The sequence below is a fragment of the Plantibacter sp. LMC-P-059a genome, assembly GCF_030209505.1.
GTDB lineage: Bacteria > Actinomycetota > Actinomycetes > Actinomycetales > Microbacteriaceae > Plantibacter.
This window is the reverse complement of the sequence record NZ_JARVRZ010000006.1, coordinates 50,812-65,227: the sequence shown is the minus strand read 5'-3', so window position 1 is coordinate 65,227 and position 14,416 is coordinate 50,812. Positions and strand designations below refer to the sequence as shown.

14 protein-coding genes are annotated in these 14,416 nt (G+C 67.6%); 11 read left to right on the top strand and 3 right to left on the bottom strand.

Annotation, left to right across the window (positions count from 1 at the left end; genetic code table 11):
- The first annotated feature begins 17 nt into the window (after nt 1–17).
- A complete protein-coding gene (locus QRN27_RS13595) occupies nt 18–629 on the top strand; it encodes a phosphoribosylanthranilate isomerase (RefSeq protein ID WP_285042686.1) in 612 nt (203 codons plus the stop codon).
- Between the two features lie 108 nt (nt 630–737).
- Entirely contained in the window at nt 738–1,148 is a 411-nt protein-coding gene (locus QRN27_RS13590; protein WP_285042685.1) for a DUF5684 domain-containing protein, read from the top strand.
- Between the two features lie 25 nt (nt 1,149–1,173).
- On the opposite strand, the gene QRN27_RS13585 is transcribed toward QRN27_RS13590, so the two are convergent.
- Nucleotides 1,174–2,331: an AAA family ATPase gene (locus tag QRN27_RS13585; RefSeq protein ID WP_285042684.1), complete on the bottom strand. Its 1,158-nt coding sequence runs from the start codon at nt 2,329–2,331 to the stop codon at nt 1,174–1,176.
- Nucleotides 2,332–2,649: 318 nt separating this feature from the next.
- Between QRN27_RS13585 and rplJ the strand changes: the two genes are divergently transcribed.
- The 5 genes from rplJ (at nt 2,650) to QRN27_RS13560 (ending at nt 5,943) form a co-directional block, all read left to right on the top strand.
- Nucleotides 2,650–3,168, top strand: a complete 519-nt coding sequence (gene rplJ, locus QRN27_RS13580; RefSeq protein WP_079706724.1) for a 50S ribosomal protein L10 — start codon at nt 2,650–2,652, stop codon at nt 3,166–3,168.
- Between the two features lie 78 nt (nt 3,169–3,246).
- Entirely contained in the window at nt 3,247–3,630 is a 384-nt protein-coding gene (gene rplL, locus QRN27_RS13575) for a 50S ribosomal protein L7/L12 (RefSeq protein ID WP_056014124.1), read from the top strand.
- A gap of 329 nt (nt 3,631–3,959) precedes the next feature.
- On the top strand, nt 3,960–4,103 hold the full coding sequence (locus QRN27_RS13570; protein WP_285042683.1) for a hypothetical protein: 144 nt from the start codon (nt 3,960–3,962) through the stop codon (nt 4,101–4,103).
- An 89-nt stretch (nt 4,104–4,192) separates the two neighbouring features.
- The gene (locus QRN27_RS13565) at nt 4,193–4,654 is read left to right on the top strand and encodes a MarR family winged helix-turn-helix transcriptional regulator (protein ID WP_285042682.1); all 462 of its coding nucleotides are present in this window, start codon (nt 4,193–4,195) and stop codon (nt 4,652–4,654) included.
- On the top strand, nt 4,651–5,943 hold the full coding sequence (locus QRN27_RS13560) for an MFS transporter (RefSeq protein ID WP_285042681.1): 1,293 nt from the start codon (nt 4,651–4,653) through the stop codon (nt 5,941–5,943). Before QRN27_RS13565 ends, QRN27_RS13560 begins: the two co-directional genes overlap by 4 nt.
- Before the next feature lie 33 nt (nt 5,944–5,976).
- On the opposite strand, the gene QRN27_RS13555 is transcribed toward QRN27_RS13560, so the two are convergent.
- Nucleotides 5,977–7,026, bottom strand: a complete 1,050-nt coding sequence (locus QRN27_RS13555) for a LacI family DNA-binding transcriptional regulator (protein WP_285042680.1) — start codon at nt 7,024–7,026, stop codon at nt 5,977–5,979.
- A gap of 298 nt (nt 7,027–7,324) precedes the next feature.
- Between QRN27_RS13555 and QRN27_RS13550 the strand changes: the two genes are divergently transcribed.
- The 3 genes from QRN27_RS13550 to QRN27_RS13540 all read left to right on the top strand — a co-directional run bounded on the left by QRN27_RS13550 (nt 7,325) and on the right by QRN27_RS13540 (nt 10,870).
- Nucleotides 7,325–8,638: an ABC transporter substrate-binding protein gene (locus QRN27_RS13550; protein ID WP_056014135.1), complete on the top strand. Its 1,314-nt coding sequence runs from the start codon at nt 7,325–7,327 to the stop codon at nt 8,636–8,638.
- A gap of 127 nt (nt 8,639–8,765) precedes the next feature.
- Entirely contained in the window at nt 8,766–9,899 is a 1,134-nt protein-coding gene (locus QRN27_RS13545) for a carbohydrate ABC transporter permease (RefSeq protein ID WP_056014137.1), read from the top strand.
- Entirely contained in the window at nt 9,896–10,870 is a 975-nt protein-coding gene (locus tag QRN27_RS13540; protein WP_194671033.1) for a carbohydrate ABC transporter permease, read from the top strand. The genes QRN27_RS13545 and QRN27_RS13540 overlap by 4 nt, the downstream gene beginning before the upstream one ends.
- 344 nt (nt 10,871–11,214) lie before the next feature.
- Here QRN27_RS13540 and QRN27_RS13535 read toward each other — a convergent pair whose 3' ends face one another.
- Entirely contained in the window at nt 11,215–11,925 is a 711-nt protein-coding gene (locus QRN27_RS13535) for an endonuclease domain-containing protein (RefSeq protein ID WP_285042679.1), read from the bottom strand.
- Between the two features lie 410 nt (nt 11,926–12,335).
- On the opposite strand from QRN27_RS13535, the gene QRN27_RS13530 reads away from it, so the two are divergent.
- Nucleotides 12,336–14,225, top strand: coding sequence for an ABC transporter ATP-binding protein (locus QRN27_RS13530; RefSeq protein WP_502929535.1), 1,890 nt, complete (start codon nt 12,336–12,338; stop codon nt 14,223–14,225).
- The last annotated feature ends 191 nt before the right edge of the window (nt 14,226–14,416 follow it).

Below are 14,416 nucleotides of genomic sequence, written 5' to 3'. Positions count from 1 at the left end.
CGGGTAGCGTGGTCCCCATGTGGGTGAAGGTGTGCGGACTGTCGGAACCGTCGAGCGTCGCAGCGGCGGTCGAAGCGGGGGCCGACGCGATCGGGTTCGTCTTCGCACCCGGCTCGCCCCGCACCGTCGAACCGGAGCTCGTCGCATCGCTCGTGGCCGACGTCCCCGAGCACGTGCTCACCGTCGGGGTCTTCCGGCGGCAATCGGTCGAGGAGGTCTCGCGCATCGCCGGCGAGGCCGGGGTGCAGGCGGTCCAGCTCCACGGAGACGAACCGCCCGAGGCGTTCCACGAGCTGCAGGCGATGGGGTGGCGGACCCTCCGGGCGACCTCGGCCGTGCGCTACGCCTCGGAGAACGCCGCCGAGCGCGCCGCGTATGCGGAGGAACTGCTCCTCCTCGATGCACCCGACCCTGGCGCCGGCAAGACCTTCGACACGATCGCCCTCACTGCGAACCCGCCCGCCCGCACCTGGATCCTCGCCGGCGGCCTGACTCCCGAGAACGTCGCCGGGCTCGTCTCGGAACTGCGCCCCTGGGGGGTCGACGTCTCGAGTGGGGTCGAGTCGTCGCGCGGGGTCAAGTCACCCGAGCTCATCCGCTCGTTCGTCCGCGCCGCCCGCGGGCGCTGAACCGCTGACGGTCGACCGCCGTCGGCTGGTCCCCGCTGTCCCGTGCACGCTACATTCGTCGGGTGAGGCGGTCGGTCGACCGCGACGACGACGAGGAGCGCCACCACCGTGATCGACACCATCCTGCTCGCCGCGGACGACAACGGTCGTGCCGCCATCGAGTTCATGAACGCCCCCGCCAACGTGTTCGGCGGCCTCGTCGGCTACCTGCTCTTCGTCGCGTCCGTGTGGGGCATGTTCGAGAAGTCCGGCCGCGCGGGCTGGACCGCGCTCATCCCGATCTACAACTGGTACGTCGTCGTGAAGCTCGCCGGCTTCACGGGTGCCGCGACGATCCTCTACTTCATCCCGCTCGTGAACATCGTCTTCGGCTGGGTCGTCGGTTGGCACATCGGCAAGCAGTTCGACAAGAGCACCGTGTTCCGCGTCTTCGGGCTCATCCTCTTCCAGCTGATCGGCTTCTTCATCCTCAGCTACGGCTCGGACCGCTTCCTCGGCAAGCAGGCCGACCGCTCCTAGACGCCCAGGGGCTGGCGCGACGGCGTCACCGGGACGGCCAGGCCCATGGCGGCGTGGACAACAAGCCCTGGTCCGCGACCAGGGTCTCGCCGAGCTGCTTCACCAGGCGGTGCTCGTGCACGTCGCCGGCCTCGAGCATCGCGTCGATGAGCGGACGGGCGTGTGAGACGACGATGAGCTGCGTGTCGGCGCTCGCCGCGGTGATGAGCCTGGCGAGGTGCGGCAGGAGTTCGCCGTGCAGGCTGGTCTCCGGCTCGTTCAGCACCATGAGCTCCGGCGGACGCGGGGTGAGCAGTGCCGCGACGAGCAGCAGGTAGCGCAGCGTCCCGTCGGACAGTTCGCCGGCCGACAGGGGTCGGAGCATGCCGGGCTGCTCGAACTCCAGGCGGAACACCGCGTCGTCGGCGCGCACCCGGAGTCGACTGCCGGGGAAGGCCTCGTCGACGGCGGCGTCGAGTCGGTCGACACCACCGGACTCGATGATCGTCTCCACGGCGGCCGCGAGGTCCGATCCGTCGTGCCCGAGCACCGGGGTGCGCGTGCCGACTTGCGGGGCCCGGGCCGGGGCATCGCGGTCGGTCCGGAACTGGTCGTAGAACCGCCAGCCGCGCACCTGGCTCCGGATGCGCAGGACCTCGGGCGTGGCGTCGGCGTCCGAGAACTCCGTGAGGATGCTCTCCGACACTCCGAGCGCCCGGCCGGCCGGCCGCCAGGACCCGTCACGGACGCGGACCGCCGGCCCCTGCCGGTCGACGAGCAGGCTGCTCGGCTTGGCCAGCGCACCGGCGAAGATCTGCTCCCGTTTGATCTCGGGGTCGCGACCGAACAGCGTGCAGGAGGGCTGCGGGATGCCGAGGTCGACGAGGTAGCCGAGCGTGTCCGTCGCGAAACCGAGGAGGAGGCTGACCGGACCCGAGCGTCTCGTCCCACGGATCGGGGTGCCGCCGTCGACCGCGGCGTGCTGCACGTGCTCGGGTCCAGCCCAGAGGGTCGAGGAGAGTCCGCCGTCGCGAGCGAGGGAGCCGACCACGTCGCCGTCGCCCGCACTCGCGAGGAGTCGGAGCGCGCGGTAGAGGTTGGACTTGCCCGAGCCGTTCGATCCGGTCACCACGTCGAGGCCGTGCAGGGGCAGGACCGTGTCGCGGATGGACCGGTAGCCGGCGATGGCGAGTGTCTGGAGCATGCCTCCATGATGTCGGCCACCTGGGACATCGTCCTGTGGGGCGGTCCGCCGTGCGCCGATCGTCTCCGCCGTGCTTCCGCGTGTGCTACGGTGGTGGAAACCAAAGACCGCCGGTCACTGTCGCGTGCAAACGAGACAGTCGAAGGTTCTCATGACGAGACGTCCAGCGCAGGTGTATGAAGATCTGATCGAGGCTCGCCTCTCCCCAGCTCCGTGCGCTTGCGCCGGAGCTTTTTTCATGCCCGAACCCTTCGCCGGCCCGGCGGTTGATGCGTGCGGCCTCCGCTGCACGCATACAAGATTCGAAAAGGAGTGGCCATGGCGAACAAGGAAGCCTCGGTTGCCGAACTCACGGAGAAGTTCCAGAGCTCGACCGCCGTTCTGCTGACCGAGTACCGCGGCCTCACTGTTGCTCAGCTCAAGAACCTGCGCAAGAGCATCAGTGCGGACGCAACCTACGCCGTGGTGAAGAACACGCTGACCAAGATCGCGGCGAACAACGCCGGCATCTCGTCGTTCGACGACGAGCTCGCCGGTCCGTCCGCGATCGCATTCGTGCACGGTGACCCGGTCACCGTCGCGAAGGCTCTTCGTGACTTCGCCAAGGCAAACCCTCTCCTCGTGGTCAAGGGCGGTTACTTCGACGGTAACCCGCTGACCGCTGAAGAAGTCGGCAAGCTCGCCGACCTCGAGTCCCGTGAAGTGCTGCTGGCCAAGCTTGCCGGCGCCGTCAAGGCCTCGCTGTTCGGAGCTGCCTACCTCTTCAACGCACCGCTCTCAAAGGCCGTTCGCACGGTCGAGGCGCTGCGCGAGAAGCAGGAGTCCGCGGCCGAGTAATTCGGTTCCGCGAACAATCAACCCCGTACCTGTACGCCGCGTGAAGCGGTTGCAGGGCATGAAACAAGGAGAACAATCATGGCAAAGCTGTCAAACGAAGAACTGATCAACGCCTTCAAGGAGCTCACGCTCATCGAGCTCAGCGAGTTCGTCAAGCTGTTCGAGGAGACCTTCGAGGTCACCGCTGCTGCTCCCGTCGCCGTTGCCGGCCCGGCTGCTGCAGGCGCTGCTGTTGAAGAGGTCGAAGAGAAGACCGACTTCGACGTCATCCTCGAGGCTGCTGGCGACAAGAAGATCCAGGTCATCAAGACGGTCCGCGAGCTCACCTCGCTCGGCCTCGGCGAGGCCAAGGCTCTCGTCGACGGCGCTCCGGCTGCCGTCCTCGAAGGCGCCAACAAGGAAGCCGCTGACAAGGCGAAGGAAGCCCTCGAGGCTGCCGGCGCCACCGTCACGCTCAAGTAGTCGGTCCCCTACGGGGGACAACCACTGGGCTGGCGCCCGACTCCGGTCGGTCGCCGCTGACGATCGCGGATCTTCCTGACGAGTGCTGCACGCACTCAGCAGAGACATCCGTGATCGGAGGGCATCGCCCCCGATCCGTTCGGGAGCGATGCCCTCCGTCCGTTAACCGGAGGGCCGCGATTCGTCGTACCGCTCTCCGCACACACCCGCGGATGCTCTGCACCCGTCGACGACGTTCGTCGACGGTTCACGCAGGCATCCGCGTCGTCGTCCCACTCCCCGTGAGTGTGGTGTTCGATGCGGTGCCCGAATCGGGAGAACCCATCACCATGAACACCCGTGCACGCTGGCGTGCCGTCACCACCTGGATCCGAGCCCGGCTCGCATCCGTGCCCGACCGACCGGAGCGGGCCGTCGACGCCCACCCTCCGGATCCCCGGGTCACCGTGTCCTTCACCACCTGGATGCGCTGACCCGACGACGAGCCCGTCCCCGGCGTGATCCTGCGTCGGGGACCGGCCGGTGGTAGATGCATAGCTGAGCTATGTATACTGGTCTCATCATGACCGAGAACACTCCGCATTCCCCCCTGCACACGATCCTCGGCGACCTCATCACGGCATCGCACCGGCTCACCCGCCTTGCCGCCCAGGCCACCGGATCCTCCGAATCACCAGCCGTCTGGCGCACGCTCTCCGTGCTGACCACGGTCGGGCCGGTCCGGGTCGGCGAACTGGCCCGACAGAGCCGGGTCTCGCAGCCCACCATGACCAAGCTCGTCCAGAGCCTCGACGAGCGCGACTGGATCAAGCGCATCGCAGACGTCGACGACCACCGTGCCTGGCTCATCGCCATCGCCCCCAAGGGGACCGCCGCCTTGCTCGCCTGGCGCGACGAACTCACCGACGCGCTGGAGCCTGCCTTCACCGATCTGGGCGACGAGGACCTGGCCGCCATCGCGCGAACGGTCGAGATCATCCAGGAACGAGTGGCCGTCGAGGTCGCCTCGGAGCTGACCGCATGAGCCGGGACACCGCTGCACACCCCGTCGCCCCGATCGCCACGTCGAACGCCGCCGGTGGCCACGGTCACGGCGGAGGGCTCGCCGGGATCCTCCACCAGCCGAAAGCCGTCTGGGCCGTCGCCTTCGCCAGTGTCATCGCGTTCATGGGCATCGGCCTCGTCGACCCGATCCTCCCAGCCATCGCCGAAGACCTCCAGGCCACCCCGACGCAGGCCGAGATGCTCTTCACGAGCTACCTGCTGGTCACGGGCGTCGCGATGCTCTTCACGAGCTGGCTCTCGAGCAGGATCGGCGCCAAGCGCACCCTGCTGATCGGCCTCGCGCTCGTCGTGGTCTTCGCCCTGCTCGCCGGGCTGTCGGACTCCGTCGGCGCCGTCATCGGCTTCCGCGCCGGCTGGGGACTCGGCAACGCCCTGTTCATCTCGACCGCGCTGGCGACCATCGTCGGTGCGGCCAGCGGTGGTCGTGCGAACGCGATCATCCTCTACGAGGCGGCGCTCGGGCTCGGCATCGCCATCGGCCCGCTCCTCGGCGGCCTCCTCGGCGGGATCGGCTGGAAGTGGCCGTTCTTCGGCACCGCGACCCTCATGGCCGTCGGCTTCATCGCCATCGTGGTCCTGCTGAAGACGGAGGGGCCGAAGCCGTCGCCGCTGAAGCTGTCCGCGCCGTTCCGTGCCCTGGCGATCCCGTCGCTGGGCATCCTCGCCGCGGCGGCGCTCTTCTACAACATCGGCTTCTTCACCCTCCTGGCCTACTCGCCGTTCCCGCTCGGGCTCGACGCGATGGGGCTCGGGTTCACCTTCTTCGGGTGGGGCGTCGCGCTGGCGATCACGAGTGTGTTCGTGGCGCCGTTGCTCACCGCCCGGATGCGCCGGACGTCGGTCATCAAACTGGTGCTGCCCCTGCTCGCGCTCGACCTCGTGGTCGGCGGCCTCCTCGTCGACTCGACCGCGGGCCTCATCGTGTGCATCGTCGTCGGCGGGCTCCTGCTCGGTGTGATGAACACCGTCCTCACCGAGGCCGTGATGGAGGCGACGGACCTGCCGAGCAACGTCGCGTCCTCCGCCTACTCGTCCGTGCGGTTCCTCGGGGGAGCGATCGCCCCACCCGCTGCCGCGGAGATCGCGAAGCTCGTCTCGCCCGCCGCGCCGTACTACGTGGCCGCCGGGTCGATCGTGATCGCCCTGCTCATCGTCGTCATCGGCCGCAGGCACCTCGCCCGGGTCGACGGGCCCGTGGAGAGCGACGTCGACGAGGCCATCGCGATCACGGCAGCAGACGCGAGCTGACCGCTGCGGCCGGCTCGAAGGGACGTCGGAGCGTCACTCCGCCCCTTCGGGCCGCGTCGTGGTCTGCCTGATCATGAGCCGCGTCGGCCACTGCACCTCGGTGACCGCGTCGCCACCCATTTCGTCGTCGGGGTCCTGGGTGCGGCGGCCCTCCTCGAGGTCCTGGAGCAGGATCTCGACGGCGCGACGACCCTGCGCCCGGGGCTCCTGCTCGAAGGTCGTCAGCGCGAACATCTCCGCGTAGGAGTGCCCGTCGATGCCGATCACCGAGAGCTCCGCCGGAACGGTGATCCCGAGGCGTCTGGCGGCGATGATGATGCCGATCGCCACCTCGTCGGTCGACGCGAAGACCGCCGTCGGGCGGATCCGTGCGTCCCGCAGCAACTGGGCCGCAGCCTCGTACCCGCCGGGCAGCGAGTGGACCGCCGGCAGGACGTGCACGGTGGAGGCGAGGCCGGCCTCCTCCATCGCAGCCAGGTAGCCTGCGAGGCGTCGGCCGTGGACGGTGTCCGTCTGCAGCTCGGCGTCGTGGCCGGTGATGTGCGCGATGCGGGTGTGTCCGAGCGTGATGAGGTGCTCCGTCGCCTCCCGCCCGATCGCCTGGTCGTCGATGTTGATCGAGTGCGCGCCCCGGATGTTCCCGCCGATCGAGACCAGCGGCCTCGGGTTCGCGAGCAGGCGGGCGATCTCGTCCTGCGAGGCCTCGATGCCGATCGAGATCATGCCGTCGAAGCGCTTGTTCGTGAGGTACGAGTCGAAGATGCGGTCGCGCTCAGCGGCGTCCGGCGGCAGGTGGTGCAGGGTCAGGTCGTACCCCCTGGCGCGCAGTGCGCCCTCGGCTCCCTCGAGCACCTCGCCGAAGTACCAGCGGTTGAGGAACGAGGTCAGGACGCCGATCGCCAGGGTGCGTCCTGTGGACAGGCTCGCGGCGATCGGCGACGCGACGTAGCCGATCGTGGCCGCCGCCTGGACCACGCGTTCGCGGGTCTCGGTCGACACGTATCCGCGTCCGGTGAGCGCTCGCGAGGCCGTCGCTTTCGAAACGCCGGCGAGGGCCGCGACATCGCTGATGGCACCACTCATGCCGAATCCCTCCGTTGGGTAGCACCACCATAGCGAATCTGGAACAGACCTGGAACACGCACCTGGAACCGATCCATAACGGCTCGGCCACGATTCCTCCGCAAATCCGCGTGATTTCGGTGGGAGCGCTCTCACTGTCTATTTCGTTATGTTCTCGTGCTTGCATCCTGGTCCGCGGTGAAGTACTTTGACGCATGGAAACGGTTCCGCATCCGGAACGATTCCGCACCAGTGCATCATCGGAACGGCTCGACCCTGGAGCCGTTCGAACCTGCAGCACTCAATGAGGAGGACACAGATGAGTTTCATTCGGACCCGCCGGACGGCCCTGCCGCTGGCCGTCCTGGCCGTCGCGGGCGTCGCGCTCACCGCCTGTTCAGGCGGATCCGGCAGCAGTGGCGGTGGCGACGACGACAAGACCGTCACCATCTACGGCACGATCGCCGACACCGAGGCGGAGCTGCTCGAGCAGAGCTGGGCCGACTTCGAGAAGGAAAGCGGCATCACGATCAAGTACGAGTCCTCCAAGGAGTTCGAGTCGCAGATCGGTATCCGCGCGCAGGGCGGCAACCCGCCCGACCTCGCGATCTTCCCGCAGCCCGGCCTCCTGGCCGACCTCGCCAAGCGCGACTACCTGAAGCCCGCGCCCGAGGGCGTCACGGCCAACGTCGAGAAGTACTGGTCGAAGGACTGGGCTCGCTACGGCACCGTCAACGACACGCTGTACGGCGCTCCGCTCATGGCGAGCGTCAAGGGCCTCATCTGGTACCAGCCGTCGAAGTTCGCCGAGTGGGGTGTCGAGGTCCCGAAGACCTGGGACGAGCTGCTCGCCGTGACGAAGACCATCCAGGAGAAGACCGGTGCGGCTCCCTGGTGCGCCGGCTTCGGCTCCGGCGACGCTTCGGGCTGGCCCGGCACGGACTGGATCGAAGACCTCGTCCTGCGTCAGCAGGGCCCGGACGTCTACGACGACTGGGTGGCCAACAAGGTCAAGTTCACCGACCCGAAGATCAAGGAAGCCTTCGACTCGGCCGGCGAGATCCTCAAGAACCCGGAGTACGTCAACGCCAGCTTCGGCGACGTGACCTCGATCAACTCCACGGAGTTCGGCGACGTCGCCCCGGCACTCGCGTCCGGCGCCTGCGCGCTGCACCACCAGGCGTCGTTCTTCTCCGGCTTCCTCGAGGACGCCGGCGCGACCGTCGCTCCCGACGGTGACGTGTGGGCCTTCGTGACCCCCGGCATCGAAGAGGGCGAGACCGCCGTCACCGGTGGTGGCGAGATCGTCGGCGCGTTCAGCGACGACGAGAGCACCGTCAAGGTCCAGGAGTACCTGTCGAGCGCCGAGTGGGCGAACAGCCGCGTGAAGCTGGGTGGCGTCATCTCCGCCAACAACGGCCTCGACCCGGCCAACGCCTCCACGCCGATCCTCAGCCAGGCGATCGAGATCCTGCAGGACGAGAAGACCACGTTCCGCTTCGACGCCTCCGACCTGATGCCCGGTGCCGTCGGCGCCGGAACCTTCTGGAAGGGCCTCGTGAACTGGATCAACGGCGACGAGACCGACCAGGTGCTCAAGGACATCGAAGCCGGTTGGCCGTCCGCCGAGTAGTCGACAACCGGAACTGCTGCTCATGAGCGGAAGCGTCGGAGGGTGATCACCCTCCGACGCTTCCGCCTCGGCAGTGGATCCCCCTAGGGTTCACTCAGGGTCCAACGCCGTACTCGAAAGGCTAGCTATGTCAGGTTTCCTCAACTGGTTGGGCGGACTCCCACCGCTCGCCCAGATCCCGATCGTCGTCATCGCCTTCGCCGCGGTGGTCGCCCTCCTCCTCTTCTTCGTGGACATCGCTCCGCGCAAGGGCACGCTCTACACGGTCATCCGCCTGGCGTTCTGCGTCCTGGTGCCCGTCATCGTCGTCCTGTTCTTCGGCTCCTTCCTCTGGGCCGCGGCCGTCGCCGCCGTCCTCGGTGGAGTGCTCTTCCTGCTCGACTACCGGTCGAAGAAGGGCGTCGGCTACCTCGTGCAGCTCGTCGGCTTCCTCGCTCCGGCGTTCCTGCTGCTCCTCATCGGCCTCATCCTCCCGACGATCAACACCACCATCGCCGCCTTCATGTCGGCCTCGGGCAAGAACTTCGTCGGACTGAACAACTTCATCTGGCTGTTCACGCAGCCGAGCGCCATCCGGACCGTCGTCAACACGATCATCTGGGTGCTCCTCGTCCCCGCGCTGTCGACGGCGTTCGGTCTCGCGTACGCGGTGTTCATCGACAAGTCCCGCGGCGAGAAGTACTTCAAGATCCTCGTCTTCATGCCGATGGCGATCTCCTTCGTCGGAGCGTCCATCATCTGGCGCTTCATCTACGCCTACCGTGAGGCCGACGCCACTCAGATCGGTCTGCTCAACCAGATCGTCGTCTGGTTCGGCGGCACCCCGGTGCAGTGGTTGCAGAACGAGCCGTGGAACACGCTGTTCCTCATCGTCGTGCTCATCTGGGTGCAGACCGGATTCGCGATGGTTGTCCTGTCCGCCGCGATCAAGGGCGTCCCGACCGAGCAGATCGAAGCCGCCGAGCTCGACGGCACCAACGGTTGGCAGCGCTTCACCAACGTCATCGTCCCCGGTATCCGCTCCTCGCTGGTCGTCGTCGTGACGACGATCTCGATCGCGTCGCTGAAGGTCTTCGACATCGTCCGCACCATGACCGCCGGCAACAACGGCACCTCGGTCATCGCGAATGAGATGTACACCCAGTTCAAGAACTTCGAGAACGGCCGGAGTGCGGCGTTCGCCGTGATCCTGTTCATCCTCGTGCTGCCGATCGTCATCTACAACGCACGGCAGATCAAGAAGCAGAGGGAGATCCGATGAGTGCTGTGCAGCCGATCGAACTACCGATCGACGAATCCACCAAGAAGCAGCTCGAGCAGGGTGAACGCGGCATCGAGGCCGCGAGCCGACGGACGAAGAAGCGCCTCACGAGCCGTGGTGCGACCATCGCCGCGGTCGTCATCGCGGTGCTCTGGACCATCCCGACGTTCGGACTCTTCGTCTCTTCGTTCCGGCCCGAGCAGCAGGTGAAGACCACCGGTTGGTGGACGATCTTCGCCGACTTCCAGGTCACCATCGACAACTACGTGCAGGTGCTCCAGGCCGGCAACTCGACGCTGAACCTGGCGGGGTCGTGGGTCAACTCGATCGCCATCGCCATCCCGGCGACGCTCCTCCCGCTCGTGATCGCGAGCCTCGCGGCGTACGCGTTCGCGTGGATCGACTTCCGTGGCAAGAACTTCCTGTTCATCATGGTGTTCGCCCTGCAGGTCGTGCCGATCCAGATGGCCCTCGTCCCGCTGCTGTCGACGTTCTCCCGTGGGCTGAACGTCTTCGGCCTGCAGGTCGGTGAAGGCCTGGACGCGAGCGGCACGTTCGCGCAGGTGTGGATCGCGCACACCATGTTCGCGCTGCCGCTGGCGATCTTCCTGCTGCACAACTTCGTCGCCGAGATCCCTGGTGAGGTCATCGAGGCGGCCCGGGTGGACGGTGCCGGTCACGGCCAGATCTTCTTCCGGATCGTGCTGCCGCTGACGATGCCCGCCATCGCGTCCTTCGCGATCTTCCAGTTCCTGTGGGTGTGGAACGACCTCCTGGTCGCCCTCATCTTCGCGGACGGCGAGGTCGCGCCGATCACGAAGCTGCTCGCCGAGATCACGGGTACCCGAGGCAACGAGTGGCACCTCCTCACGGCCGGTGCGTTCATCTCGATCCTCGTCCCGCTCGTGGTGTTCTTCGCCCTGCAGCGCTACTTCGTCCGCGGGCTCCTGGCCGGTTCGACGAAGGGCTGACCCGACGCCGCGGTTCGATCCTCCGATCGACAGCGTCGTCGGTGCGCCGATGCCCCGGGAGCTCACGCTCCTGGGGCATCCGTGCATCTGCGGGCCGTGCTGCGGTTCACAATTCAGGACCATGCCCGCGTGTCGGGCCTGTCACCGGGTTACAACGTTCGACGCGCCGGGTCCGTCCTGAGTTGTGAACACAGAGACGTGGATGGGGGAGTTCGGCGGCAGCGTTCACAATTCAGGCAAGCTTCAGCGTGCCCCACCCGTTCGAGCGGATGGTGGTCGCGACACGCGGTGACGCTCCTGAGTTGTGGACCGAGAGCAGCGGCGCGTCGAACGACCGGAGGTGTTCACGACTCGGCGAGAGCCGAGCGTACGGCGCCTTCGACGGCGTACCAGTCGTCCATGACCATCCGGTAGGTGAAGCGGAGGACGCGGTACCCGCGGATCGCGAGCATCGCGTCCCGCCACCGGTCCTGCTCGTGGGCATCGGGTGTGTCGTGAAACTCGCGTCCGTCCCACTCGATCACGACCCGCCCGCCCAAGACGAGGTCGACCCGCCCCACTCCTGCGATGGGTACTTGATGTACTCCGCGGATGCCCACGCGCTCGAGGCGGATCCGACCGATGGTCTCGAGGAAGCTGTGGCAGCCGCTCTCTCGTCGTGGGAGGGCGTCGAAGAAGCGGCGGGGGAGCTCCCGCAACCAGTCCTCGAGACGTGCTGCACCGCGCGGATCGATGTTGATGAAGGAGTCGAACGCGGCCACGGCGATGTCCGGGTGCTGGCAGGCCGCGATCTGCAGGGTGGTCTCGTACGGCGAGGTCAGGAGCTTCGGGCGGTCAGGTCTGGAGAGGGGCGAGTGCCAGTGCAGGACGAGACCTTGCAGGTCTCGGAACTCCTCGGCACTGGGGTACGTCGTCCGATCGTCGGGGTGGCGGAGTCGTGAGGCGTTCTCCGGAAGGCTCACATGCAGCTCGCCCCTCCTTGCGACGGCCCAGCCATGACGCTCGGCGGCGGAGACGCAGCCCAGGCGGCCACCCACCCGGACGGCACGGATCAATGCGGGATCTGCGTCGGGAGCCGCGTACCAGCCTCGGCGCGGACGAATGAGCAGGCCGGTCGCCACTGCGAAGGTCAGTTGTCGTCCTGTGAAACCGTGGTCGATCAGTTCACGCCGAGTCACCACCTGTCCCAGGCGCTCGACTGCGCTCGCGAGTCCGATCATCACCTCAGCGTCGTCGTCTCACCGCAGGGGCAGCGAGCGTCCTCGTGCTTGGTGTCTGGAGTGGAGCAGATCGACCGGCTGTGGAGCGCCCTCGTATCGGTTCACAATTCAGGACCGGGCGCGGCGCGTCGGCCAGCGGGCACACAAACGGAGGCGAAACGCCGGGTCGCTCCTGAGTTGTGAACTGGCGGGGGAGGACCGGGGGCGGGGAGGTCGGTGGGCGGGGATAAGGTGGCGGGATGAGCATGCACGGGGGACGGGGCGGACCACGCGGTGGTGCCCCCGGCGGCGGTGGGCCCCGCGCCGGCAGCCGCGTGAGCGGCGGCGACACCGAGGCGCAGAAGGCGCTCAACGCCGAAGCTCCGAGGATCCCCGACCTCGGCAAGCGCATCGTCGCGCTGTTCGTCCCGTTCCGCTCGAAGATCATCCTCACGATGGTGCTCGTCGTCATCGGCGCGGCCCTCGCGGTGCTGCCACCGCTCCTCGTCAAGCAGGCGTTCGACGTCGGCCTGTTCCCCACCGACGGCGGCTCCCCGAACCTCGTCGCCCTCGCGGAGATCGTCGGCGTCATGGTCGCGCTGTTCATCATCGCGGCCCTCCTCGGCGTCTGGCAGACCTACCTCACCGCCACCGTCGGCAACAGCGTCATGGGTGCCCTGCGCATCAAACTGTTCTCGCAACTCCAGGCGATGGAGCTGAGCTTCTTCACCCGCACGAAGACGGGCATCATCCAGTCGCGCCTGCAGAACGACGTCGGTGGCGTCGCGAACGTCCTCACCAACACGGTGTCGAGCGTGCTCGGCAACACCGTCACCGTCATCTCCGCCCTCGTCGCCATGCTCATCCTCAACTGGCAGCTCACGATCGTCGCGCTCATCCTCATGCCGATCCTCGTGGTCGCCCAGCGCCGGGTCGGCCAGGTGCGTGCGCGGATCGCGACGAAGACGCAGGAGTCCCTGTCGGAGATGACCGCGATCACCCAGGAGGCGTTGAGCGTCTCCGGGGTCCTGCTCGCGAAGAGTTTCAACCGGCAGGACACCGAGGTCGAGCGTTACAGCGCCGAGAACCGCACCCAGATCCGCCTCCAGGTGAGCCAGGCGATGAGCGGCCAGTGGTTCTTCGCGATGGTCAACATCTTCCTGTCGTCCATCCCCGCGATCGTCTACCTCGTCGCCGGTTACCTCATCACCGGGGGCGTGACCGACGTCACCGCAGGCTCCATCGTCGCGTTCACGACGATCCAGGCGCGCCTCCTGTTCCCGCTCATGGGCGTCATGCGCGTCGCCCTCGACCTGCAGACCTCCGGCGCCCTGTTCGCCCGCATCTTCGAGTACCTCGACCTCAAACCGTCGATCGCCGACCGCCCAGGGGCAGCGCCGCTCCCGGACACCGCCCCGGAGATCCGCTTCGACGACGTCACCTTCCGGTACGCGGACGCACAGGACGACTCCACCCCGACGCTCGACGGCGTCTCGTTCACGATCGAACCCGGACAGTTCGCAGCGTTCGTCGGGCCGTCTGGCGCCGGGAAGACCACGATCTCCTACCTGATCCCGCGCTTCCAGGAGGTCTCCGGCGGCCGGGTCACGGTCGCGGGGGCGGACGTCCGCGACGTGACCCAGGCCTCGCTCGTCTCACGCATCGGGATCGTCAGCCAGGAGACCTACCTCTTCCACGCGACGATCGCGGAGAACCTCCGGTACGCGAAGCCCGACGCGACGGCCGAGGAGCTCGAGGCGGCCTGCCGCGCGGCGAACATCCACGAGGCGATCATGCGCTTCGAGGACGGCTACGACACGCTCGTCGGCGAACGCGGCTACCGGCTGTCTGGCGGGGAGAAGCAGCGCATCGCCATCGCCCGCGTGCTGCTGAAGGATCCCGAGGTACTCATCCTCGACGAGGCGACGAGCGCGCTCGACACGATCTCCGAGCGGGTGGTGCAGCTCGCCCTCGACGACGCGACCCGCGGACGCACGACCGTCTCCATCGCCCACCGCCTGTCCACGATCGTGCATGCCGACGTCATCTTCGTCCTCGACCGCGGGCGCATCGTCGAACGGGGCACGCACCAGGAGCTCCTCGCCGCCGGTGGCGTGTACGCGACCCTCTACGCGCAGCAGGCCGTCACCGCCTGACCCGGACGTCGCCCGACGCACGCTCCGCGCGCCGACGGTTCGCCGAGCCGGCGGTTCGAACGTGCAGGCCACCGTCGCGCGGTTCGTGGACGACCGTGGCCCAGCCATTGTGGGTCCGGGTCGCGGATGGCTAGAGTGAGCGCCATCGTGACCCCCGAAGGAGGGGGTCCGACCGCGCACCGCCGGATCGA